This window comes from Streptomyces fodineus (genome assembly GCF_001735805.1).
Taxonomy (GTDB): domain Bacteria; phylum Actinomycetota; class Actinomycetes; order Streptomycetales; family Streptomycetaceae; genus Streptomyces; species Streptomyces fodineus.
This window is the reverse complement of sequence record NZ_CP017248.1, coordinates 2,289,724-2,312,860: the sequence shown is the minus strand read 5'-3', so window position 1 is coordinate 2,312,860 and position 23,137 is coordinate 2,289,724. Positions and strand designations below refer to the sequence as shown.

The 23,137-nt window shown below is 71.5% G+C and carries 18 protein-coding genes and 1 pseudogene; 14 read left to right on the top strand and 5 right to left on the bottom strand.

Annotated features, from left to right (window positions below):
- Window positions 1–435: an ATP-dependent DNA ligase gene (locus tag BFF78_RS50075; protein ID WP_418346752.1), complete on the bottom strand. Its 435-nt coding sequence runs from the start codon at window positions 433–435 to the stop codon at window positions 1–3.
- Between the two features lie 193 nt (window positions 436–628).
- On the opposite strand from BFF78_RS50075, the gene BFF78_RS09310 reads away from it, so the two are divergent.
- From BFF78_RS09310 to BFF78_RS48090, 7 genes and pseudogenes are all read left to right on the top strand, one after another.
- On the top strand, window positions 629–1,834 hold the full coding sequence (locus tag BFF78_RS09310) for a PP2C family protein-serine/threonine phosphatase (protein ID WP_069777868.1): 1,206 nt from the start codon (window positions 629–631) through the stop codon (window positions 1,832–1,834).
- A 724-nt stretch (window positions 1,835–2,558) separates the two neighbouring features.
- Window positions 2,559–3,656, top strand: a complete 1,098-nt coding sequence (locus BFF78_RS09305) for an IS110 family RNA-guided transposase (RefSeq protein ID WP_069777867.1) — start codon at window positions 2,559–2,561, stop codon at window positions 3,654–3,656.
- A 32-nt stretch (window positions 3,657–3,688) separates the two neighbouring features.
- A complete protein-coding gene (gene pcaDC / locus BFF78_RS09300) occupies window positions 3,689–4,978 on the top strand; it encodes a bifunctional 3-oxoadipate enol-lactonase/4-carboxymuconolactone decarboxylase PcaDC (RefSeq protein WP_069777866.1) in 1,290 nt (429 codons plus the stop codon).
- A gap of 35 nt (window positions 4,979–5,013) precedes the next feature.
- Complete coding sequence (locus BFF78_RS09295) at window positions 5,014–5,649, top strand: MBL fold metallo-hydrolase (RefSeq protein ID WP_069777865.1); 636 nt, start codon at window positions 5,014–5,016, stop codon at window positions 5,647–5,649.
- Between the two features lie 35 nt (window positions 5,650–5,684).
- Entirely contained in the window at window positions 5,685–6,464 is a 780-nt protein-coding gene (locus BFF78_RS09290; protein ID WP_069777864.1) for an exodeoxyribonuclease III, read from the top strand.
- Between the two features lie 15 nt (window positions 6,465–6,479).
- Window positions 6,480–6,899 (top strand): DUF6278 family protein, encoded by a 420-nt coding sequence (locus BFF78_RS09285; RefSeq protein WP_069777863.1) that lies wholly within the window; start codon window positions 6,480–6,482, stop codon window positions 6,897–6,899.
- A 262-nt stretch (window positions 6,900–7,161) separates the two neighbouring features.
- Window positions 7,162–7,314 (top strand): annotated as a pseudogene (locus BFF78_RS48090) (amino acid ABC transporter permease); the annotation flags it as partial.
- 46 nt (window positions 7,315–7,360) lie between these two features.
- Here the strand turns inward: BFF78_RS48090 and BFF78_RS09275 are convergent.
- Window positions 7,361–8,929, bottom strand: a complete 1,569-nt coding sequence (locus BFF78_RS09275) for an alpha/beta fold hydrolase (RefSeq protein WP_069777861.1) — start codon at window positions 8,927–8,929, stop codon at window positions 7,361–7,363.
- A gap of 108 nt (window positions 8,930–9,037) precedes the next feature.
- The gene (locus BFF78_RS09270; RefSeq protein ID WP_069777860.1) at window positions 9,038–9,787 is read right to left on the bottom strand and encodes a hypothetical protein; all 750 of its coding nucleotides are present in this window, start codon (window positions 9,785–9,787) and stop codon (window positions 9,038–9,040) included.
- A gap of 142 nt (window positions 9,788–9,929) precedes the next feature.
- Here BFF78_RS09270 and ggt point away from each other — a divergent pair, with 142 nt between their 5' ends.
- On the top strand, window positions 9,930–11,732 hold the full coding sequence (ggt, locus tag BFF78_RS09265; protein ID WP_069777859.1) for a gamma-glutamyltransferase: 1,803 nt from the start codon (window positions 9,930–9,932) through the stop codon (window positions 11,730–11,732).
- Between the two features lie 17 nt (window positions 11,733–11,749).
- Here ggt and BFF78_RS09260 read toward each other — a convergent pair whose 3' ends face one another.
- Entirely contained in the window at window positions 11,750–14,284 is a 2,535-nt protein-coding gene (locus BFF78_RS09260) for an ATP-dependent Clp protease ATP-binding subunit (RefSeq protein WP_069777858.1), read from the bottom strand.
- Between the two features lie 187 nt (window positions 14,285–14,471).
- On the bottom strand, window positions 14,472–15,242 hold the full coding sequence (map, locus tag BFF78_RS09255; protein ID WP_069777857.1) for a type I methionyl aminopeptidase: 771 nt from the start codon (window positions 15,240–15,242) through the stop codon (window positions 14,472–14,474).
- A gap of 65 nt (window positions 15,243–15,307) precedes the next feature.
- On the opposite strand from map, the gene BFF78_RS09250 reads away from it, so the two are divergent.
- The 6 genes from BFF78_RS09250 to BFF78_RS09225 all read left to right on the top strand — a co-directional run bounded on the left by BFF78_RS09250 (window position 15,308) and on the right by BFF78_RS09225 (window position 23,093).
- Window positions 15,308–15,559 (top strand): helix-turn-helix domain-containing protein, encoded by a 252-nt coding sequence (locus tag BFF78_RS09250; protein WP_069783476.1) that lies wholly within the window; start codon window positions 15,308–15,310, stop codon window positions 15,557–15,559.
- A 137-nt stretch (window positions 15,560–15,696) separates the two neighbouring features.
- A complete protein-coding gene (locus BFF78_RS48085) occupies window positions 15,697–18,186 on the top strand; it encodes a hypothetical protein (RefSeq protein WP_227025778.1) in 2,490 nt (829 codons plus the stop codon).
- Window positions 18,187–18,392: 206 nt separating this feature from the next.
- On the top strand, window positions 18,393–19,235 hold the full coding sequence (locus BFF78_RS09240; RefSeq protein WP_069777855.1) for a nitrilase-related carbon-nitrogen hydrolase: 843 nt from the start codon (window positions 18,393–18,395) through the stop codon (window positions 19,233–19,235).
- A complete protein-coding gene (locus tag BFF78_RS09235; protein ID WP_069777854.1) occupies window positions 19,232–20,515 on the top strand; it encodes an aspartate aminotransferase family protein in 1,284 nt (427 codons plus the stop codon). Before BFF78_RS09240 ends, BFF78_RS09235 begins: the two co-directional genes overlap by 4 nt.
- Before the next feature lie 17 nt (window positions 20,516–20,532).
- On the top strand, window positions 20,533–22,095 hold the full coding sequence (locus BFF78_RS09230; RefSeq protein ID WP_069777853.1) for a PucR family transcriptional regulator: 1,563 nt from the start codon (window positions 20,533–20,535) through the stop codon (window positions 22,093–22,095).
- A 155-nt stretch (window positions 22,096–22,250) separates the two neighbouring features.
- Window positions 22,251–23,093, top strand: a complete 843-nt coding sequence (locus BFF78_RS09225) for a nitrilase-related carbon-nitrogen hydrolase (RefSeq protein WP_069777852.1) — start codon at window positions 22,251–22,253, stop codon at window positions 23,091–23,093.
- The last annotated feature ends 44 nt before the right edge of the window (window positions 23,094–23,137 follow it).

Below are 23,137 nucleotides of genomic sequence, written 5' to 3'. Positions count from 1 at the left end.
TCAGGGCTCTGTCCGCAGTTTCGTGAATCCCCAGGTCAGCGGGAACGACGGGCACAGCGCCCACGGCGCGGTGAGGTTCTGTTCGACAAAAAGGCGTTCCGGAGCAGCCGCCCTGGCGCCCGCGTACGGCCACCTGGTCGTGTCGGTGCCCGCCAGGCGCAACAAGTCGAAGGCGACGAAGTGGGCGGGCCACTGCTCGGCCGCCGGGCAGCGCCGGCACCGCGCCGCTGGAGGCGACCCTGGAGTCGCTCGAAGGCGAGCCTGCTGGATTTCCCGTACGACCAGCTCGCCGTCCAGGGCCGTCGCGTCGGCAGCTGGACCGTGCCCGAAACGAACCTCGGGGAAGGAGGGTGCGAGGTTCCTGTCCCTGCGCGAGCGCAACACCAAACGCCCGGCATCCAGAGAGAGCAGCGCTCTCCAGCCATCGTTATCCAGACTCTGGCGTGTCTCCTAAGACATGGGCCCGTCGAGCCGCTTTTGTACAGAGCAGCCGTGGCGGCCCCGTCCGCGGGCGAACGCCGGAGCGTGACTGTTCACGGATTGACGCTCACTGCGATTATTACCAAGCTGGTGGGGGGTTGCGGAAGGGACTGCGGTCGTGAGCGGTGGACAAAGTGGGCTCACCCGATTGCTGACAGCAGCGGAGACAGCGGCGCCGGCGGACGCCGTCGACGTGATCGCGGAGGACCTGCGGCGGCGTTTCGAGGCCACTAAGGTCTCTTTCCTCATCGTGGACCTGACAGGGAAGGCGGTGGCTCGGCTGTCCACCGCTCCCACTCAGGGTGGGCGGCAGGCCGAGCGGGTTCCCCTGTTCGGCAGTGTCTACGAGGAGGTGATCCGTACCCAGCGCCTGTATCAGGACGCGACCGGCGAGGGGCAGCGGGTGATCGTGCCCGTCACCAACCGCGGGGATGCGATCGGGCTGCTGGAACTGCTCCTGCCGACCGGCCCTGGCGAGGACGTGCTCGACGCAGTCGGGGAAGCCGCCCACATCCTGGCCTACATCGTGATCGCCAACGGCCGCTTCACCGATCTCTACACCTGGGGCAAACGCTCCAAGCCGGCCACCCTGGCAGCTGAAATCCAGTACCAGCTGCTGCCCCTGTCGCTGTCGTGCGAGGCCGCACAGTTCACCCTGTGCGGGAACCTGGAGCCCTCCGAGGACCTCAGCGGCGACACCTTCGACTACACCGTGGACCGCGACACCTTGCACGTGTCGGTGACCGATCCCATGGGCCACGACATGGATTCCGCCCTGGCCGCCACGGTCCTGGTGGGCGCCCTGCGCGGTGCCCGCCGGGCGGGCACCGGCCTGGGCGAACAGGCCCACCGGGCAGACCAGGCACTGATCGAACACGGCCACGGTCATGCCACCGGGCAGCTCCTGCGCATCAATCTCCATACCGGGCGGGCCCGGTTCGTCAACGCCGGTCATCCCTGGCCGCTGCGCATGCGCGACGGGGCTGTGGAGACGATTGCCTGCGAGGTGGACCATCCCTTCGGGCTGTCTGAGCTGACTCCCCACCCGTACCGTGTGCAGGACCTCGACCTGCGGCCCGGTGACCGTCTGCTCATGTTCACCGACGGCATGCTCGAACGTCACGGAGAGAAGGTCGATCTGCCCGCCCTGCTGGGGTGCACCCGGAATCTGCACCCGAGGGAGACCGCGCTGGCGCTGACGTCCGCGGTCCGGGACGCCGCCGACGGCCGGCTCGAAGACGATGCCACCGCCGTCTGCCTGGACTGGCACGGCCCCCAGGAGACCCAGCGGCACGTCAGCAGCGGCGCAGACACCCGGCAAGCCTCAGCCGCACGCACGAAGGACCAGTCGTGACCTGGGTGAACGGTGCCAACGCGAATGAGACATCACGAGGTGTCTGGAGAACCGTCCCACTTCTCCTCGGCGGCCCACCCATCGGGCGGCGCCGGGTTGGTGACGGGGGCCGCGAGCATCGGGTCCGGCAGCGCCCACATGCGCCATGCCTTCCACGCGGGCGCCCCTTCGTGCGGTGCTGCTGTTCCCCGTTACTCGAGTTGACCGAGTTCCCAAGCACTCGCCGGTGCCTTTGCCGAGTTGCTAGGCAGCCTCTTTGGCAGCCCGCGCCATGACTTGCGGACAACCGTGCACCAGAATGAGGGCTCGAAGCCGTTCGTGCGATGGCCGATGGAGGGCGACCGTAAGGCGGCCCAGACGGCTGTCTGTCATTGCCGGTCGCGAGTGGGCGGGGAGTCAACTCATTCTCAGCCTGCTCCGGCCAGGTTGGGCATTGGTTCGGGCGAAGCCATCCGGCTGTGGTCGGTAGATGCCGATACGCCGGGATCGATGCGACGGTTGCGCGATGCCGTCCCGGACGGGGGTCTGACTCTTGAGATCTTTGACCGAAGTGTCCAGTCACAGGCTTGTCGACCGTCGTTGCGGGCTGGCTTCTGCTGTCACCGAGCCACAGGGCGTGTCCCAATAGGGGCCTTGCCGAGTTCCAGGCGCCATCACGGTTCAGACCGCCCGAGCGGGCCGGTGCCATCCACTCAGCGTGTCACCCTGCGGGAGGCGAACCACCATGACGACCAGACAGCGCAGCACCTCCTCCAGTACGGATCCTCCCGTGCGGAGAGAAGTCGTGCTCGGCGTGGACACGCACGGTGAGGTGCACGTCGCCGCCGTGGTGTCCCCGCTGGGCAAGATCCTGGGCACCGAGTCCTTTCCGGCGACGGTGGCCGGCTACCGGCGGCTGCTCGTGTGGGCCCGCAGGCGGGGGACGGTGCGCCGGGCCGGTGTGGAGGGCACCGGTACCTTCGGCGCGGGCCTGTCCCGCTACCTGCTGACCCAGCAGATCCAGGTGTTCGAAGTGAACCGGCCCGACCGCACAGCCCGCCGTCTGCTCGGCAAGTCGGACCCGCTCGATGCGCAGGCCGCAGCGCGAGCCGTGCTCAGCGGTCGCACCCGGGCCCAGGCCAAGTCCGGCGACGGACCCGTGCAAGGCGCCCGGATCTACAAACTCGCCAAGGACTCCGCCGTCAAGGCCCGCACACAGGCGATCAACCAGCTCAAGGCCGTCCTGGTGATCGCCGACCCCGCCCTGCGGGAACGGTTGTCGAGCTTGGGCAATGCCGAGCTGTTCCGCACCTGCGCGACCCTCAGCCCACCCGATGGTGGGGGAGACGAGGACGCGGTGGTCCAGGCCACCCACATGACATTACGCATGCTCGCCGAACGCATCGAACAGCTCACCGGGCAGATCAACGAGCTGAACCAACGCCTGACCCGACTCGTCGAACGCCACGCGCCGCAACTGCTCGTACCGATGGGCATCGGCCCGGACAGCGCCGTCACTCTCCTGATCACCATGGGGGACAATCCCGAGCGGCTGAACACCGAGGCGTCCTTTGCTGCCCTTTGCGGAGTCAGCCCCATCGAGTACTCCTCCGGGCGGCGCATCACGCGACGGCTCAACCACGGCGGCGACCGGCAGGCCAACGCCGCCCTGCACCGCATCGTGTTCACCCGCCTGCGCCACGACCCCCGAACCCAGGCGTACTACGAACGCCGCACCCAGGAAGGCAAGACCCGGCGTGAGATCATCCGATGCCTCAAGCGATATGCCGCCCGAGAGGTCTTCAACCTGGTCAGACCGGTTTCTCGCGCCCCCGTGTTATAGGGGCGTCCGTGAGACGTGAGAGGGTCTGGGGCGTGAGTGAGACACCACCGAACACCCTGCAATACCGCTTTGACGGGCCAGAAGACGCTCCGGTCCTGATCTTGGGTCCCTCACTGGGTACCACATGGCACATGTGGGACCGCCAGGTGCCGGAGCTGACCAAGCAATGGCGGGTCTTCCGCTTCGATCTGCCCGGCCACGGCGGCGCCCCCGCCCGCCCGGCCGGTTCCGTCGCCGAGCTGACCACCCGGCTGCTGGCCACGCTCGATTCGCTCGGCGTGCAGCGGTTCGGCTACGCGGGCTGTGCGCTGGGCGGTGCGATCGGCATCGAGCTGGCCCTGCGCCATCCCGAGCGGCTTGCCTCGCTGGCGGTGGTCGCGGCCTCGCCCCGGTTCGGCACCGCCGACGAGTTCCGGCAGCGCGGGGTGATCGTCCGTACGAACGGCCTCGACCCGATCGCCCGGACCTCGCCGGACCGCTGGTTCACCGGCGGGTTCGCCGCGGCCCAGCCGGCCATAACCGAGTGGGCGGTGCAGATGGTCCGCACCACCGACCCGGGCTGCTACATCGCCGCCTGCGAGGCGCTCGCCGCGTTCGACGTACGGTCCGAGCTGGGCCGGGTCGGCGTGCCGACGCTCGTGCTCGTCGGCTCCGACGACCAGGTCACCGGGCCCGCCGAGGCCCGCACCCTGGTCGCCGGCATCCCGGACGCCCGGCTCGCGGTCGTCCCCGGCGCCTCCCACCTGGTCCCGGTCGAGCAGCCGGCGGCCGTCACCGACCTGCTGGTGCACCACTTCGCCACCGCCTGGCAGCAGCCCTACGACACCGGCCAGACCGCCCTGCCGGCCGCCCCGGTCAACCCGGCCATCGCCGCGGCACCGCACACCGCGCCGGTCGCCGAGATAGCCCCGGCCGCCGTACCGGCACAGCCGGCCGCGCGCCCCGACCGGTACGAGACCGGGCTCAAGATCCGCCGGGAGGTCCTCGGCGACGCACACGTGGACCGGGCGCTGGCCGAGGCCGAAGGGTTCTCCGCGGAGTTCCAGGAGTTCATCACCCGCTACGCCTGGGGCGAGATCTGGGACCGGCCGGGCCTGGACCGCCGCACCCGCAGCTGCATCACGCTGACCGCGCTGGTCGCGGGCGGACATCTGGAGGAGCTGGCCTTCCACACCCGGGCCGCGCTGCGCAACGGGCTCACCCCGGACGAGATCAAGGAGGTGCTGCTCCAGGCGGCCGTGTACTGCGGGGTGCCGGCCGCGAACAGCGCCTTCCGGGTGGCCCGGCAGGTCATACAGGAGGAGACCACGCCCGCCGAGTGAGCCCGGCCACCCGGTGCAGGGCAGGATGGGCAGACATGAAGCTCACGAAGAAGTCCCACGCCTGCGTCCGCCTCGACAAGGACGGTCAGACCCTCGTCATCGACCCCGGTGGGTTCAGCGAGGAGGACGCCGCGCTCGGCGCGGACGCCATCCTGATCACGCACGAGCACCCGGACCACTTCGACGAGTTCCGGCTCCGGGCCGCGATGGAGAACAACCCGACGGCCCGGATCTGGACGCTGAAGTCCGTCGCCGACCGGATCACGGCGGCCTTCCCGGGCCGGGTGCACACCGTCGGCCACGGTGACACCTTCACCGCGGCCGGCTTCGACGTACAGGTCCACGGCGAACTGCACGCCGTGATCCACCCGGACATCCCGCGGATCACCAACGTCGGCTATCTGATCGACGACGGCAAGGTCTTCCACCCCGGCGACGCCCTCACCGTCCCCGACCATCCGGTGGAGACGCTGATGCTGCCGGTGATGGCCCCGTGGAACAAGATCTCCGAGGTCATCGACTACGTCCGCGAGCTGAAGCCGCGGCGCGCCTACGACGTCCACGACGCCCTGCTGACCGACCTGGCCCGACCGATCTACGACCGCCAGATCGGCGCCCTGGGCGGCACGGACCACCAGCGGCTGACGCCGGGGGCCTCGACGCAGCTCTGAGCCCGTTGTCACAGGCTCCGGGTAGGTTGTGAGGCATGCGCATCGCTACCTGGAACGTGAACTCGATCACCGCCCGCCTGCCGCGGCTGCTGGCCTGGCTGGAGAGCAGCGGCACCGACGTGCTGTGCCTGCAGGAGGCCAAGGTCGCCGAGGCGCAGTTCCCGTCCGACCAGCTGCGCGAGCTGGGCTATGAGTCGGCGGTCCACGCGACCGGCCGGTGGAACGGCGTAGCGGTGCTCTCCCGGGTCGGCATCGAGGACGTCGTCAAGGGCCTGCCCGGCGACCCGGGCTTCGACGGGGTGACCGAGCCGCGCGCCATCTCGGCGACCTGCGGCCCGGTCCGCGTCTGGTCGGTGTACGTCCCCAACGGCCGCGAGGTGGAACACCCGCACTACGCGTACAAGCTCCAGTGGTTCGAGGCCCTGAAGGCGGCCGTCGCCGGTGACGCGGGCGGCAGCCGCCCGTTCGCCGTCCTGGGGGACTACAACGTGGCGCCGACCGACGACGATGTCTACGACCCGGCCGTCTTCGAGGGCTCCACCCACGTCACCCCCGCCGAGCGCGCGGCCCTGGCCTCCCTGCGCGAGGCGGGCCTGAACGACGTGGTGCCGCGCCCGCTGAAGTACGACCAGCCGTTCACGTACTGGGACTACCGCCAGCTCTGCTTCCCGAAGAACCGCGGCATGCGCATCGACCTGGTGTACGGCAACGCACCCTTCGCCAAGGCGGTCAAGGACGCCTACGTGGACCGCGAGGAGCGCAAGGGCAAGGGTGCCTCCGATCACGCTCCCGTGGTGGTCGACCTCGACGTCTGATGCCACGCTGGGTCCATGAACCTTCCGTTCCTGGGCCACCGGCACAAGAAGAACGGTGACGCGCCGCCCCCCTCCGACCCCGAGGCGGTCGCCGCGCTGCTCTCCGAGTGCGAACTGCTCCGCTCGCAGGCGGCCCGGGCCGGTGTCCGCCTCGACGACACCCCGGCCTCCCTGGAGGCCCTGGACCAGCTCGTGCCGCGCTGGCGCGACGACGCCGAGACCCTGCCCTGGCTGGGCAACGACGCGGGGCTGTATCTGGGCACGGTCGTGGTGCGCACCGTGCCCGGCGCCGCCTGGCACATCCGCCCCGACGGCGAGCCCGTCGTACGGCTGGCCTCCGGCCGTGAGGTGGAGGTCGCGGGCGCCGGGCAGGACTGGGCGGCGAGCGGCGTCCCCGAGCTCTCCCAGCTGTACGCGGAGATCGCCGAGACCTGAGCCGCCCCGCCATCCTGTGCGGTAAATACGGCTAATGCCCGAAAAGTGCGTGTCGTCCCTCAAGTCCGTCGGTGTCTGGATAGTTTGCGGCAACCACGACACAGCTGAGAGCGAGTGGGGCTGCGTACGTATGGCCACCGTCGAACCGACCGACCACGCTTCCCTGTTGGCGCTCCGATCCGAACCCCCTCGTCATCCTCGCCCCGTCCCCTGGAGCCCGTATCTCCTGTTCGGCACCGGCCAGTTCAAGACCCGGGGGAAGCTCGACTACGATTTGCCGTTCATCCCTGTGGTGATGGTGATCTCGCCGATCCGCACCGGGATGTGCCGCAGGACCGAGGCCGTGACGGTCGCCACGGCCGGACCTGGGGCGCTGCTGCCGGGTGGGGAGCCCCCGATGGCCCCGAAACCCTAGGGGGGCGGCAGTTCACGGGCCAGGCTCGTCCGGCGGCAGCCGGAGATCACTGCTCGCGCACGGGGACGGACACGTACGACGGGTCGTCCGAGGGCGAGGAGAAGGTCAGCTGCGCGCCGGACGGGTTGTGCTCGATGTACAGCGGGTCGACCGTATCGACCACCAGTGCGAGGCGGTGTCCGGCGGGGACGTCGTAGGCCGTGGAGAACAGGTCCAGGTCGACGTCGAACGGCTCGCCGGGCGTCCGTCCGTGCCAGGTGTACGGCGCGTTCGTGACGAGCTTGCCGATACCGAGCGGCCCCACGTCGTACAGATAGGCGACGAGGGTGCCGCTCTCCGCGGTCGGGGTCAGCGTGGTGTGCAGGGCGGCCGTGCCCCGCACCTGCTGGGCGGTGCCGTACCGCTCGGACTGCCACACGGCCGCCCAGCGGCGCGGCAGCAGCGGGATGGCGGCCATCGGAGGCAACTGGGCGACCTGGTCGAGGATGCTGGAGAGGAAGACGATCCCGCCGTCGGCGCCGGAGTCGACGTTCGCGTGAATCGTGGTGGAGCCGGCGAGCGCGATCTTCCGGCGGGTCGCGGCGATCGACTTCCAGTCCGGGTAGCCCTCGTATCCCCCCGCGCTACGGGACTTCAGCTGGACCGGCTGCTCACGGTCGATGCCGTTGTCGGCGCCCTTCAGATAGTGGTCGAACCAGCGCTCGGTGTCCGCCCAGACGTCGTTGGGCAGCCCGAACAGGCCGGTCAGCTCGGGGGTCGCATGGTCGCCGGGGCGCAGCTCCAGGCGCTTGGGCCCCTTCAGCTTCTCGTAGAAGTCGGCGTACTGGTTGGCCGGGAAGACCGTGTCGCCCCAGGCGTTGGCGAGCATGACGGCCGCGCCGTTGTCGTTCAGCTGGTCGACATAGGTCGCGGCGGAACGTTTCCTCCCCCAGTCGATCATCTCCTGTTCCTTCGACAGGTTCGAGGAGTACAGGTTGTCGAAGATCTCCCGCAGTTCGGGGCTCTCCCGGCCGGTGAGGGTGGCCGCCCCGTCCAGCACGGCCGCGGCCTGGACGTGCTGGGTGCGCCCCGAGTAGATGGAGGCGATCAGGTCCGCCCAGCCGCTGAGCGCGGCCACGGCCTTGATGCGCTTGTCGTGCGCGGCGGCGAGCAGGCTGATCCCGGCGCCGTACGACACCCCGGCCATGCCGACGTGCGCCGGGTCGGCCGGAGTGTTCGCAAGGGCCCAGTCGATGACCTTGGAGGCGTCCGCTATGTCCGGCGGACCGGCCACTTCTATCTGGCCGCCGGACTGCCAGAAGCCGCGCACGTTGTAGGTGAGCACCACATAGCCTGAGTCGGCCAGCTTCTGAGCCTGCGCCAGGTACTCCACCTGCGGCAGGCTCCAGCTCGTGGGCAGCACGATGAGCGGGTAGCCGTGCGAGCCGTCGGCGCCCGCGGGCGTGACGACGTTGGCCTTCAGTACAGTGCCGCCGTCGCCGGTGATGTCGACGAACCGGACGGACGGGGTGCCGGCCTGGGCGGCGGGCGCCAGGCCGACGACGCTGCCGGCGACGAGCGCCGCCGAGACGGCTCCTGCGGCGGAGGCGCGCAGTGCGGTGCGACCGTGTCCCATGGGTCACTCCTTCACTAGTTCAAGTGCAAAGTGACCCGACAGTAACCTTGGCCCCTTACCGCAAGTAACCTGTCAGTAAGTTACGTACCGGTAAAGATTGTTGAACCGCTAAGCGGCCGTATCGGCGGACGCCGTCTCGGGCAGCGGCGTCCGCGCCGCCCGCGTCACGTCCGCCACCAGCTCGACCACGTCCGGGCCGTACGCCTGCGAGTTGAGGACCTTCAGCAGCAGCACGAAGGACCCGGTGCCGTACTTGCGGTACAGCCGCTCGTGGTGGCGGGCGAGATAGCGGGTGGCGGCCTGGTTGGTGATGGCCCGCTGGCCGCAGAAGAGGAACACCGGGCGGCCCGCGCCGTGCCCGTCCGCGGTGAGCCGCGCGAGCAGCACGTACTCGCTCCGGCCGCCCTCCATGCGGTAGTCCTCACCGCCGATCCGGAAGGCGCCGAGATCCGGGCCGGCATCGGCGTCGACGTTCACCCGCACGCCCGGCAGCAGCGAGGAGAGATGAGCCCCCATCCGGCGGTTCGAAGCGGGCCCGCCCAGGCAGAACTCCGTCCGCTCGCCGAACCCCTGCTGGGTGGCGTCGTGCGCCACGACCTCGGCGTGCGCATTGCAGTCCTTGATGAGAGCCGAGAGCTCCAGCAGGGCGAACACATCGTGCCGCATCACCACCAGTTCCGGTCCGCCCGCGTTGCGGTTGACCACGAGCAGCGACTCCGAGTTCTCCGGCAGCCCGAAGAACGCCTGCTTGCGCCGCAGCCTGCGGCGCCACAGATACGTACGGGCGAGCCAGCCCAGCGAGGCGGATATCCCGGTCGCGACCAGGCCCAGGACGATGTTGCGCACGTCGTCGTTCATGGCCGGGCATGGTAGCGGGCCCGGGCAACGGCTACGTACCGGTGTTCGAACTGTGACGGTCGTATGGCGGGTGGCCCAGGCGTACTGTCGGTACTACGGCAATCTGGTTACGCTGCGCGGACTGTCCCGACGGGAGGTTCGGATGGGTCGTCCTGGCACGCGGAAACTGGCGGTTCTGGCGGTCTCGGCCGCACTGGTGTCGGTGGGGGCGGCGGCGCCACCCGCCGCGACAACGACCGGCACGCCCACCAAGGTTCCCGTGGCGGTGGGCTACGGCGGCGCGGTCGCCAGCGTCGACGCCGACGCCTCCGCCGCCGGCATCGAGGTCCTCAGACGCGGCGGCAACGCGGTCGACGCGGCCGTGGCCACCGCCGCCGCCCTCGGCGTCACCGAGCCCTACTCGGCCGGCGTCGGCGGAGGCGGCTACTTCGTCTACTACGACGCCAAGTCCCGCACGGTGCACACCATCGACGGCCGCGAGACGGCACCGCTCAGCGCCGACTCCGACCTGTTCACCGAGAACGGCAAGCCGCTCGCCTTCGCCGACGCCGTCAGCAGCGGACTGAGCGTCGGCACCCCGGGCACGCCCGCCACCTGGCAGACCGCGCTGGACGAGTGGGGCAGCAGGCGGCTCGGTACGCTCCTGAAGCCGGCCGAGCGGATCGCGCGCGACGGCTTCACCGTGGACGACACCTTCCGCGCGCAGACCGCGTCCAACGAGAAGCGATTCCGCTACTTCCCGGACACCGCCAGGCTGTTCCTGCCGAACGGACAGCTCCCGGTCGTCGGCTCCACCTTCAAGAACCCCGAACTCGCCCGCACCTACGAGGAGATGGGCCGCGAGGGCATCGACGCGATCTACCGCGGGGACATCGGCGACGACATCGTCAACACGGTCGAGCGCCCGCCCGTGGACCCCGCCTCCGGCTGGAACGCGCGCCCCGGCAAGCTGGAGGAGAAGGACCTCGCCGTCTACCGGGCCAAGTTCCAGGCGCCCACCAGGACGTCGTACCGCGGTCTGAACGTGTACTCCATCGCCCCCTCCTCCTCCGGTGGCACGACCGTCGGCGAGGCCCTCAACATCCTGGAGGGGACCGACCTTTCCAAGGCGAGCGAGGCGCAGTACCTGCACCACTTCATCGAGGCCAGCCGGATCGCCTTCGCCGACCGCGGGCGCTGGGTCGGCGACCCCGCCTTCGAGGACGTACCGACCAAGCAGCTGCTGTCGCAGAAGTACGCCGACTCGCGCGCCTGCCTGATCAAGGACGACGCGGTCCTCACCAGCCCGCTCGCCCCCGGCGACCCGCGCCACCCCGCGGCCTGCGGCCAGGGCGGTACGGCGGCCCCGACGACGTACGAGGGCCAGAACACCACCCACCTGACCGTGGCCGACAAGTGGGGCAACGTCGTCTCCTACACGCTCACCATCGAGCAGACCGGCGGCAGCGGCATCACCGTGCCCGGCCGGGGCTTCCTGCTCAACAACGAGCTGACCGACTTCTCCTTCACCCCGGCCAACCCGGCCGTGCACGACCCGAACCTGCCCGGTCCGGGCAAGCGGCCCCGCTCGTCGATCTCCCCGACGATCGTCCTCGACCAGCACAACAGGCCGGTCGTGGCGCTGGGTTCACCCGGTGGCGCGACCATCATCACCACCGTGCTGCAGACCCTCACCGAGTTCCTCGACCGGCATCTGCCGCTGGTCGACGCCATCGCCGCACCCCGCGCCAGCCAGCGCAACGCGGCCAGGACCGAACTCGAACCCGCCCTCTACAACAGCGACCTGAGGACCCGGCTGGAAGCCATCGGGCACTCCTTCTCGCTCAACCCCGAGATCGGGGCGGCGACCGGAGTGCAGCGGCTGCCGGACGGCAAGTGGCTGGCCGCCGCCGAGAAGGTACGGCGTGGCGGCGGCTCGGCGATGGTGGTGGACCCGGCGCCGTAGGCCCTCACGACCCGCCCTCACAACTCCGGTGCGGGCGGCCGGTCTTCCTGTGTACGGAAGTCCAGCCGTCCGCCCAGGACGTCCACCGTCACCCGGCTGCCCTCGGAGATCGTGCCGTCCAGCAGCCGCCTCGACAGCTGGTTGTCCACCTCCCGCTGGATGGTGCGGCGCAGCGGACGGGCACCGTACTCCGGCTGGTAGCCGCGCTCGGCGAGCCAGTCGACGGCCGCGTCCGTGAACTCGACCGAGACGCCCTGCCCCTCCAGCAGCCGCCGGGTGCTCTCCAGCAACAGGTCGGTGATCTGTCGCAGTTGCTCGCCGGTCAGCTGCTTGAAGACCACGATCTCGTCGATGCGGTTGAGGAACTCCGGCCGGAAGTGCTCGCGCAGCGGCCTGAGGATCTGCTCGCGCCGCGCCTCCTCGTCCGCCTCCGCGCCGCCCGGCCCGAACCCGATCCCGGCACCGCGCCGGGTGATCGCCTCGGAGCCGAGGTTGCTGGTCATCACGACGACCGTGTGGGTGAAGTCCACCGTCCGGCCCTGGGAGTCGGTCAGCCGGCCGTCGTCCAGGACCTGCAGCAGGATGTTGAAGACGTCCGGGTGCGCCTTCTCCACCTCGTCCAGCAGGAGCAGCGAGTACGGGTGCCGGCGCACCACCTCGGTGAGCTGCCCGGCCTCCTCGTGCCCGACGTAACCGGGCGGGGCGCCCACCAGCCGGGAGACGGTGTGCCGCTCCTGGTACTCGCTCATGTCGAGCCGGACCATGCGGTCCTCGCTGCTGAACAGTGCCTCGGCGAGCGCCCGGGCCAGCTCGGTCTTGCCGACCCCGGTCGGGCCGAGGAACAGGAAGCTGCCGATCGGCCGGTTCGGGCTCGCCAGGCCCGCGCGGGAGCGCAGTACGGCCTCGGAGACCACGGCGACGGCCTGCTCCTGGCCGACGACCCGCTGGTGCAGGTGTTCCTCCAGGCCGAGCAGCCGCTCCTTCTCCTCCTGGGTGAGCCGGCTGACCGGGATACCGGTCTGCCGGGACACCACCTCGGCGACGGCCTCCGCCGTCACCTCCAGATCCAGCCCCTCGTCGGCCCTGTCGTCGCCGCTCGCCTCGGTGATCCGCTGCTTCAGCTCGCCGATCCGGTCGCGCAGCTCCTTGGCCTTGTCGTAGTCCTCGTCGGCGACCGCCTGGTCCTTGTCCCGGACCAGCTGCTCGCTCTCGCGCTCCATCGCGCGCACGTCCGTGCCCTTGGTGCGCGCGCCGAGCCGTACCCGGGCGCCCGCCTGGTCGATCAGATCGATCGCCTTGTCCGGCAGCCGCCGGTCGCTGAGATACCGGTCCGACAGCTCCACGGCCGCGACCAGCGCCTCGTCGGTGTAACGGACCTGGTGGTGGGCCTCGTACCGGTCCTGCAGCCCGCGCAGGATCTCGATGGTGTCCTCGGCCGTCGGCTCGGGCACCAGGATCGGCTGGAACCGGCGGGCCAGCGCCGCGTCCTTCTCGATCCGGCGGAACTCCTCCAGCGTGGTCGCGCCCACGATGTGCAGCTCGCCCCGGGCCAGGGCGGGCTTGAGGATGTTCGCGGCGTCCATCGCACCGCCCTCGCCGCCCGAGCCCGCGCCCACGACGGTGTGCAGCTCGTCGATGAACACGATCAGCTTGTCCGAGTGGGCGCGGATCTCCTCCACGATGTTGTTCAGGCGCTCCTCGAAGTCGCCCCGGTAGCGGGTGCCCGCGACGACGCCGGTCAGGTCCAGGGCGACGACGCGGCGGTCCAACAGGCCGTCCGGGACCTCCCCGTCGGCGATGCGCTGCGCGAGCCCCTCCACGATGGCCGTCTTGCCGACACCGGCGTCCCCGATCAGGACGGGGTTGTTCTTGCCGCGCCGCGACAGCACCTCGATGGTCTGCTCGATCTCCGTGTCCCGGCCGATGACCGGGTCGATCCGGCCCTGCCGGGCCAGGTCGGTCATATCGCGTCCGTACTTGTCCAGCGTGGGCGTGCCGGTGGCCCGGTGCCGCTCCGGGCGCGCCTGGGTGGTCTCCGGGGCCTCGGGCGGCAGGGAGCCGGCCGAGAACCGGGCCGCGTGCAGGATGTGCCCGGCCGCCGAGTCCGGGTTGGCGGCCAGCGCGCTCAGCACATGCTCCGGGCCGATGTATCCGGCCCCGCTCGCCCGTGCCAGGTCGTGTGCGTCCAGCAGGGCGCGCTTGACGGCCGGGGTGAGGGACAGCGAGGTCGGCGGCGGGACCTCGCCGGGCACGTGCGTGACCGGCCCCGCCCGGTCGTCGATCTCCGACGCCAGCGAGTCCGGGTCCGCGCCCGCCCGGCTCAGCAGACTCCGGGTGGGCTCGGCCGCCACCGCCGCACGCAGCAGGTGCTGGGTGTCCAGATCCCGGCTGCCGTGCTCGGCGGCGTACAGGGCGGCTCCTCTGACCAGCTCACGGGCCGGCTGGCTGAGCAGACGGCCGATGTCGATGTGGCGTTTCGCTCCGCCGGGGGCGCCGCCGAAGAAGCGCGCCAGGAATTCACCGAAGGGGTCAGGAGGGTAGCCGTTGGTCATGGCATGTGTTCCTTCGCTGACGACTGACTCCGCCGGGTAACCGGGTGGGGGCCGTTCATGCCCACGATGACACGAAGTGGTGGGGTGGGCATGTTCGCCTGCGGGGGAGGGGCTTTCCGTCCGCTGCCGGCTGCGGGTGCCTTCGTGGCTGCCCGCGCGGTGCCCCGTGACCCGGGGCCGGCTGCCCCTAGTGCCTCTCGGTGAGAACCCTCGGACCGCTCTCCGTGATCGCCACCGTGTGCTCCACGTGGGCCGCGCGGGAGCCGTCGCTCGTCCGCAGGGTCCAGCCGTCGGCCGCCTCGTAGTAGGTGTCCTTGCCGCTCGCGATGAGCATGGGCTCGATGGCGAGGACCATGCCCGGGCGCAACGGCAGCCCTCGCCCCGGCCGGCCCTCGTTCGGGACCTCGGGGTCCTCGTGCATCCGGCGGCCGATGCCGTGGCCGCCGAAGCCGTGCATGATGCCGTAGCCGGCCGCGCGGCAGACCCGGCCGACGGCGTGCGCGATGTCGCCGATGCGATGGCCTGCGACGGCCGCCTCGATGCCGGCCGCGAGCGCCCGCTCGGCCGTCTCGATCAGACGGCGGTCCGCCGGGCGGGGGCGGCCCACGGTGAAGCTGAGCGCCGAGTCGCCGACCCAGCCGTCCAGCTCGGCGCCGCAGTCGATCGAGACCAGGTCGCCGTCGCGGAGCCGGTAGCCGGTGGGGATGCCGTGCACGATCGCGTCGTTCACGGAGGCGCAGATCACGGCGGGGAAGGGGACCGGGGCGAAGGAGGGGCGATAGCCGAGGAACGGCGAGGAGGCCCCGGCCTCGCGCAGCACCCCCCGCGCCACCTCGTCCAGCTCCAGCAGGGAGACGCCGACGTCCGCGGCCTGGCGTACGGCGGTCAGGGCCCGTGCGACGACCTGGCCGGCGGCGTGCATCGCGTCGATCGATGTGTCTGTCTTCAGCTCCACCATGCCAATTACTATACCGGTATTTTAATGGGGGGTGCATCGGGCGGGCCGGTATTAGAATGGGTGGCATGGTGCGCACCCCCCTCACCCCCGAAGAGCGCGAACGCGGCGAGCGGCTCGGGCGGTTGCTGCGCGAGGCGCGCGGCGACCGGAGCATGGCCGAGGTGGCCGCGCGGGCGGGCGTCTCCGCCGAGACGCTCCGCAAGATCGAGACGGGGCGGGCGCCGACACCCGCGTTCTTCACCGTGGCCGCGCTGGCCGGGGTCCTCGGGCTGTCGATGGACGAGCTGCTCGCGCGGTGCGCGCTCGTGGCCGCGTGAGGCGCCGGGTCCGCGCAGCGGCCGGGGGCTCGCGCTGAGCTGTCCGCGCACTGCCGGAAAACTCTGCGTAGCAGCGCCGTAACACGGCTGGTGTTGCCTAACCGGCGGAGTACCGGCGGCCGGGCGGGAGCTGAGCGATGGCGGTGGATCAACACACCGGCGGAGTACGGGAGTTCGCGAGCTACCTGGACGGCCTGCTGGCGCGCCTGGACCAGGGCGGCGGCTGGAGCGGCGTCTTCTGGCAGCGCGACCCGGACGGCATGCGGGCCTGCCTGGACGGGCGCGAGGTGCTGCCGTGGGACGTGGTGGAGGCGCTGCTGGAGGACCTCGCGGGGGCGTACGGCCCCGCCGCCGCGGCGGCCGAGCGGGAACGGGCCCGCGCCCTGTACCGGGCCGCTCTCGCGGCGTACGACGCCCGCCCCGGCGCGCGGGACACCTTGCTCGACCGCCTCGACGTCATGCTCCGCGAACAGCGCTACGCCGCCGAACGCCAAGCCGGACTGACCGACCTGCTGTCCGCACCACCCTCCCCCGAAGACGCCGACTTCCTCCGCCTCGACCTCGCCTGGGCCCAGGACGACCACGCCCGCGCCACCGCCCGCTGTACGGAACTCCGGCGTCGCTTGGCGGAGTTGGACCGACGGGAGGCGGTGAGCGTGCGGGGCGTGCGGCACGGGGCCGACTCCGGGCCCCTGCGGGTCGGAGGCGAGGACCCGGAGGCACCGGGACCCTCGGGAGCGCCTGCTGCGGCGCCGTCGCGCTTCGGGGGCGCCGACAGCGATGCCGGGCACTCCCGCCCCCCTGCCCTCACCGCGGACCATCACTCCACGCCCAGCGGCGGCACCACCCCCACCCGGGACCCGTATCCGACGCCGCCGCCCCAGCCCCCGCCTGCCGATGGCATGCCGGCCCAGTCCCGGCATGCCGACGGCCCTGTCCGGGCCCCGCACGCCGCGGCCTCGGGCGGAGCCACGTCCGGTCCGGCCTCGCGGTTGGGTACGCGCGCTCCGGCCTCGCGTGCCGCGGCCTCGGGTCCCGCGCCTTATGTCGACGGTGTGGCTTGGGATTCGCCTGGCACGATGCCTCCCGAGTCCGGGCATGCCGACGGCTCTGTCCGGGCCCCGCACGCCGCGGCCTCGGGCGGAGCCACGTCCGGTCCGGCCTCGCGGTTGGGTACGCGCGCTCCGGCCTCGCGTGCCGCGGCCTCGGGTCCCGCGCCTTATGTCGACGGTGTGGCTTGGGATTCGCCTGGCACGATGCCTCCCGAGTCCGGGCATGCCGACGGCTCTGCCCGGGTGCCGCACACCCCGGCCTCGGGTGGAGCTGCGTCCGGTCCGGCCTCGCGGTTGGGTACGCGCGCTCCGGCCTCGCGTGCCGCGGCCTCGGGTCCCGCGCCTTATGTCGACGGTGTGGCTTGGGATTCGCCTGGCACGATGCCTCCCGAGTCCGGGCATGCCGACGGCTCTGCCCGGGTGCCGCACACCCCGGCCTCGGGTGGAGCTGCGTCCGGTCCGGCCTCGCGGTTGGGTACGCGCGCTCCGGCCTCGCGTGCCGCGGCCTCGGGTCCCGCGCCTTATGTCGACGGTGTGGCTTGGGATTCGCCTGGCACGATGCCTCCCGGGTCCCGGCATGCCGATGGCTCTGCCCCGGCCCCGCATGCCAACGCCTCCGGCCCGGCCCCGCGTGCGGGCGCGTCTGCTCCGCCCCCGCACGTCGACGGGCTCGCTCGTGACCCCCACGCCGTCCCACCCGCCCAGCCCTCACATGCCAACGGCCCCGCTCACGCCCCGCACCCCGTACCACCCCCGCACGTCGCCCCGCCCGGTCACGTCCCCGACCCCACCCCTCCCGACGCCGCCACGTCCGCCCCGCCCCCGCCCCAAGCCGACGCAGCCCCCACCCCCAAGGCGCCCAAGCCCCGCAAACGGCGGCGTGGCAGTGCCCGGTTCGCCGGGATGGCGGAGGACGCCGGGACTGCCGTCGTGCCGCAGGCGGCCCCGTCGGTCGTGCCGGAGGCGGGTCCGCGTGGGGCCCGGTTCGCCGGGGGTGCCGAGGAGCCCGGCGGGGCGGGGGTGGTCGGCGGCGAGGCGGTGGATGTCGAGGCGACCCCGGCGGTCGCCGGAGTCGTGGCGCGGCTCGGGCGGTTGCGGGGTGCGGGGCGCAGTGGGGAGGCGCATGTGCTGCTCGTCGAGGTCGCGCAGTGGCCGCCCGGCCGCTTCCCGGTACTCGCGGACGCGCTGCACCGGGCCGGGCTGGGTGCCGACTGGGTCACGCTGCTGTGGGAGGCCGCCTCGCTGCCCGCGGAGCGGCTGGTCGCCGCCGCCGACGCGCTGGCCGCCGCCGGACGGGACGCCGACGCCCAGCAGTTGCTGCGGCAGGGCGCGGCCCGCCCGGCGGAGCAGATCGGCGCGGCCGTGCTGCGGCTGGAGGGGGAGGGGCGCCGACGGGAGGCGGAGGCGCTGCTCGATGCCTGTGTGCGGGTCCGTACGGCGGAAGAGGCCGCCCGCAGCGTCGTACCCGATCCGCGCCGGCTCGTGCCGCTGCTGCTCCGTGCCGCGCAGGCCGTCTCCGACGAGCGGCACTGGGATCTGGTGCACGCCCTGCGGGTGGCCGGGCACGCGACGTGAGCGGCTGAACGTCCTATCGTCCCGGTATGCTCCGTTTCATCCCTTCGAGTGACCCCTTCGCTCACCCACAGGGGTGTGAAACATGATCGACTCCGCGGGTTGACGACGATGGTCTTGGCAAGGGCCTCCCGGAGGCTTACTTTCGTCCCTCTACGGCCTGCTCTACGGGCGTAGAGGCTCTGACGGTCCCGTTGAAGGAGCAGCTCATGGCCAACGTCGTACGAGCCGCACTGGTCCAGGCCACCTGGACCGGCGACACCGAGTCCATGGTGGCGAAGCACGAGGAGCACGCCCGCGAGGCGGCCCGCCAGGGTGCCCGGGTCATCGGGTTCCAGGAAGTCTTCAACTCGCCCTACTTCTGCCAGGTCCAGGAGCCGGAGCACTACCGCTGGGCCGAGCCGGTACCCGACGGGCCGACCGTGCGGCGGATGCAGGATCTCGCGCGCGAGACCGGCATGGTCGTCGTGGTCCCCGTCTTCGAGGTCGAGCAGTCCGGCTTCTACTACAACACCGCCGCCGTGATCGACGCCGACGGCACCTACCTCGGCAAGTACCGCAAGCACCACATCCCCCAGGTCAAGGGCTTCTGGGAGAAGTACTACTTCAAGCCGGGAAACCTCGGGTGGCCCGTCTTCGACACGGCCGTCGGCAAGGTCGGCGTCTACATCTGCTACGACCGGCACTTCCCGGAGGGCTGGCGGCAACTCGGGCTCAACGGAGCCCAGTTGGTCTACAACCCGTCGGCCACGCACCGCGGGCTGTCCGCCCATCTGTGGCAACTGGAGCAGCCCGCCGCCGCCGTCGCCAACGAGTACTTCATCGCGGCCATCAACCGGATCGGCCAGGAGGAGTACGGCGACAACGACTTCTACGGGACCAGTTACTTCGTCGATCCACGCGGGCAGTTCGTCGGCGAGGTCGCGAGCGACAAGTCCGAGGAACTCCTCGTCCGCGACCTCGATTTCGACCTGATCGAGCAGGTGCGGCAGCAGTGGGCCTTCTACCGCGACCGCCGCCCCGACGCCTACGAAGGGCTGGTGCAGCCGTGAACGACCTCTACTCCCGCCACCGCCAGGTGATGCCGGACTGGCTCGCGCTCTACTACGACGAGCCGATCGAGATCACCCACGGCGAGGGCCGCCACGTCTGGGACTCCGCCGGCAACAAGTACCTGGACTTCTTCGGCGGCATCCTGACGACGATGACCGCACACGCACTGCCCGAAGTGACGAAGGCGGTCAGCGAGCAGGCCGGGCGGATCATCCACTCCTCGACGCTCTACCTGAACCGGCCGATGGTCGAACTCGCCGAGCGCATCGCCCAGGTGAGCGGCATCCCGGACGCCCGGGTCTTCTTCACCACCTCCGGCACCGAGGCCAACGACACCGCCCTGCTGCTCGCCACCGCCTACCGCCGCAGCAACACCGTCCTCGCGATGCGCAACAGCTACCACGGCCGCTCCTTCAGCACGGTCGGCATCACCGGCAACCGCGGCTGGTCACCGACCTCGCTGTCCCCGCTGCAGACCCTGTACGTCCACGGCGGCGTGCGCACCCGGGGCCCGTTCGCCGAGCTGGACGACCGCGCGTTCATCGACGCCTGCGTCGCCGACCTCAAGGACATCCTCGGCCACACCCGGCCGCCCGCCGCGCTGATCGCCGAACCGATCCAGGGCGTCGGCGGCTTCACCTCCCCGCCCGACGGACTCTACGCCGCCTTCCGCGAGGTCCTGCAAGAGCACGGCATCCTGTGGATCGCCGACGAGGTGCAGACCGGCTGGGGCCGCACCGGCGAGCACCTCTGGGGCTGGCAGGCGCATGCCCACAGCGGCCCGCCGGACCTCGTCACCTTCGCCAAGGGCATCGGCAACGGCACCTCGATCGGCGGGGTGATCGCCCGCGCCGAGATCATGAACTGCCTTGACGCCAACAGCATTTCGACGTTCGGCGGCACCCAGCTCACCATGGCCGCCGGCCTGGCCAATCTCACCTACCTCCTCGAACACGACCTCCAGGGCAACGCCCGCCGGGTCGGCGGCCTGCTCATCGAGCGCCTGCGGGCCGTCGCCGCCCAGCTGCCCGGCGTGCGCGAGGTCCGCGGGCGCGGCCTGATGATCGGCATCGAGCTGGTCAAGCCCGGCACCGACGAGGCCGATCCGCGGGCGGCCGCCGCCGTGCTGGAGGCGGCCCGCGAGGGCGGGCTGCTCATCGGCAAGGGCGGCGGCCACAACACCAGCGCCCTGCGCATCGCCCCTCCGCTGTCGCTCACCGTCGCGGAGGCCGAGGAGGGCGCGGCGATCCTGGAACGGGCGCTCAGGAGTACGTACTAGAGAACGGCGGTACGGCCATGACCACCACCTCGGAGTCCCGGTACGGCTGGGAACCCGCCCTCTCCGTCCGCCAGGTGCTCACCCTGGAGCGGGTGCTCGCCGGGGAGCCAGAGGTGGTCGCGGGCCGGGCACAGCTCGACCGGCCGGTGCGCTGGGTGCATGTCGCCGAGGCCGCCGACGTCGGGGTGATGCTCAGCGGCGGCGAGATGGTGCTCACCACCGGCGTGCTCCTGGCCGGGGACGAGGCCAAGCAGGCCGAGTACATCCAGTCGCTGCACCGGGCGGAGGCCGCGGCCGTCGTACTCGGCCTCGGGCGGGCCTTCCCGGCGCCGCCCGAAGTGATGCGCCGGGCCGCCGAGCGGTGCGGGCTGCCCATGGTCGTCCTGCACCGGCCGTTCCCCTTCGCCGAGCTGACCGAGGAGGTCCAGTCCCGGCTGGTGCGGCGGAAGTTCGCCGCCGTCAGCCTCTCGGAGACGGTACGGACCGAACTCACCGCCCTGATCACGGCCGGCGCGCCCCTGCAGCGCCTGCTCGACGAGGTCGCCCGGCACAGCGGCTGCCCGGTCGTCGTCACCAACCTCGCCCACCGCGTCCTCGCCACGGCGGGGGAGCGCTCCGCCGTGGACGACGTGCTGCGCGACTGGGAGCGGGTCGCCCGGCAGGCCTCCGCATGCGCCGACGGCGGCTGGATCGGCGCCGAACTCGGCGGGCGCGGGGAGCGCTGGGGCCGGCTGCTGCTGTGCGGCTACCGGGGCGACACGGCCACCGGGCGGCTGCTCGCCGACCGGGCCGCCGAGGCGCTGGTCCTGCACCGCATGCTCGGCGGCGGCGCCAACTCCTGGGAGGAGGAGTCCGCGCAGAGCCTGCTGACCGACCTGGTCTCCGGGGCCGTACCGGCCTTCCGGCTGCTGCCCCGGGCGCGTGCGGCCGGGCTGCCGGTCAACCGGCGCACCTTCGTCCCGCTCGTCGTCCTCGGCCGCACCGCGGACGAACTCGACCGCGCGCTGCGCCTGCTGGGGATGTCCGGACTGGTCGCCGAACTCGCCGACGGCGCGGCCGTGGTGCTGCTCAGCCTCGCCCGGGACCAGGACGCCGAGGCCCTCACCGCCCACTTCGCGGCCCGGCTGCGCGCCGGGTCACGGGCCGTGGTCGCCGCCAGCGACCCGCGTACCGCCTGGGACGACGTGCCCGCCGGACTGCGCGAGGCCCGCCATGTCGCGGACGCCGTCGCCGACTCCCCCCACGCCCTCGACCTCCCGGCCGTCGTACGCCTGAAGGACGTACACCTGCGCGGCCTGATCCGGCTGCTGCGCGACGATCCGCACGTGCAGTCCTTCGCCGAGCGGGAACTGGACGGGCTGCTGTGCGACGCCGAGCCGGAACTGCTGAACGTGCTGCGCACGTACCTGGCGACCGGCCGCAACAAGTCCCGCACCGCGCAGCTCCACCATGTCTCCCGGCCCGCCCTCTACCGCCGCCTGGAGGCCATACAGACCCGCCTCGGCGTCGACCTGGACGACTTCGAACAGGCGGCCTCCGTGCACATCGCGCTCCTCGCGCATGACGCGCAACAGGAGTGAAACATGCGACGACCTGGGAAAACGGCGGTGAAACATGGGCCAGCGAACACGTGACACGGTGGCACGCCCGCGCCCCGCAGACGTGACACGCTGCCACTCAAAGGAGCCTCACGGGCTTTCTACGCTCAGGGCACACCGAGCTACCGGAGGTCCCGATGAGCCGAGTGATCCGTGCCGCCCTCTTCCAGACCGCGTGGACCGGCGACAAGGAATCCATGATCCAGGTCCACGAGCAGGCGGCCCGCGACGCGGCCGCGCAGGGCGCCCAAGTCCTCTGCTTCCAGGAGCTGTTCTACGGCCCCTACTTCTGCCAGGTCCAGGACAAGGCCTTCTACGAGTACGCCGAGCGGATCCCCGAGGGGCCGACCGTCCAGCGCTTCCAGGCCCTCGCCCGCGAGCTGGGCATCGTCCTGGTCCTGCCCATGTACGAGGAGGAGCAGCCGGGCGTCCTGTACAACACCGCCGCCGTGATCGACGCGGACGGCTCCTACCTCGGCAAGTACCGCAAGACCCACATCCCGCAGGTCCAGGGGTTCTGGGAGAAGTTCTACTTCCGCCCGGGCAACAGCGGCTGGCCCGTCTTCGACACGGCCGCCGGCCGGATCGGCGTCTACATCTGCTACGACCGTCACTTCCCGGAGGGCTGGCGGGCGCTGGGCCTGGCCGGAGCCGAGATCGTCTTCAACCCCTCGGCCACCTCGCGCGGCCTGTCCCGCTACCTCTGGCAGCTGGAACAGCCGGCGGCGGCCGTCGCCAACGAGTACTTCGTCGGCGCGATCAACCGGGTCGGCGTGGAGGACCTGGGCGACAACGACTTCTACGGCACGACCTACTTCGTGGACCCCGAGGCCCAGTTCGTCGGCGAGGTGGCCGGCGACAAGGAGACCGAACTGGTCGTCCGGGACCTGGACTTGGCCAAGCTGAGGGAGGTCCGCGACCGCTGGCAGTTCTACCGGGACCGGGCGCCGGGGGCGTACGAACCGCTGACGGCGCCCTGACAACGCCGTTCGCACCAGCGCCGGCGGGGGCGCAAGGCCGTGCT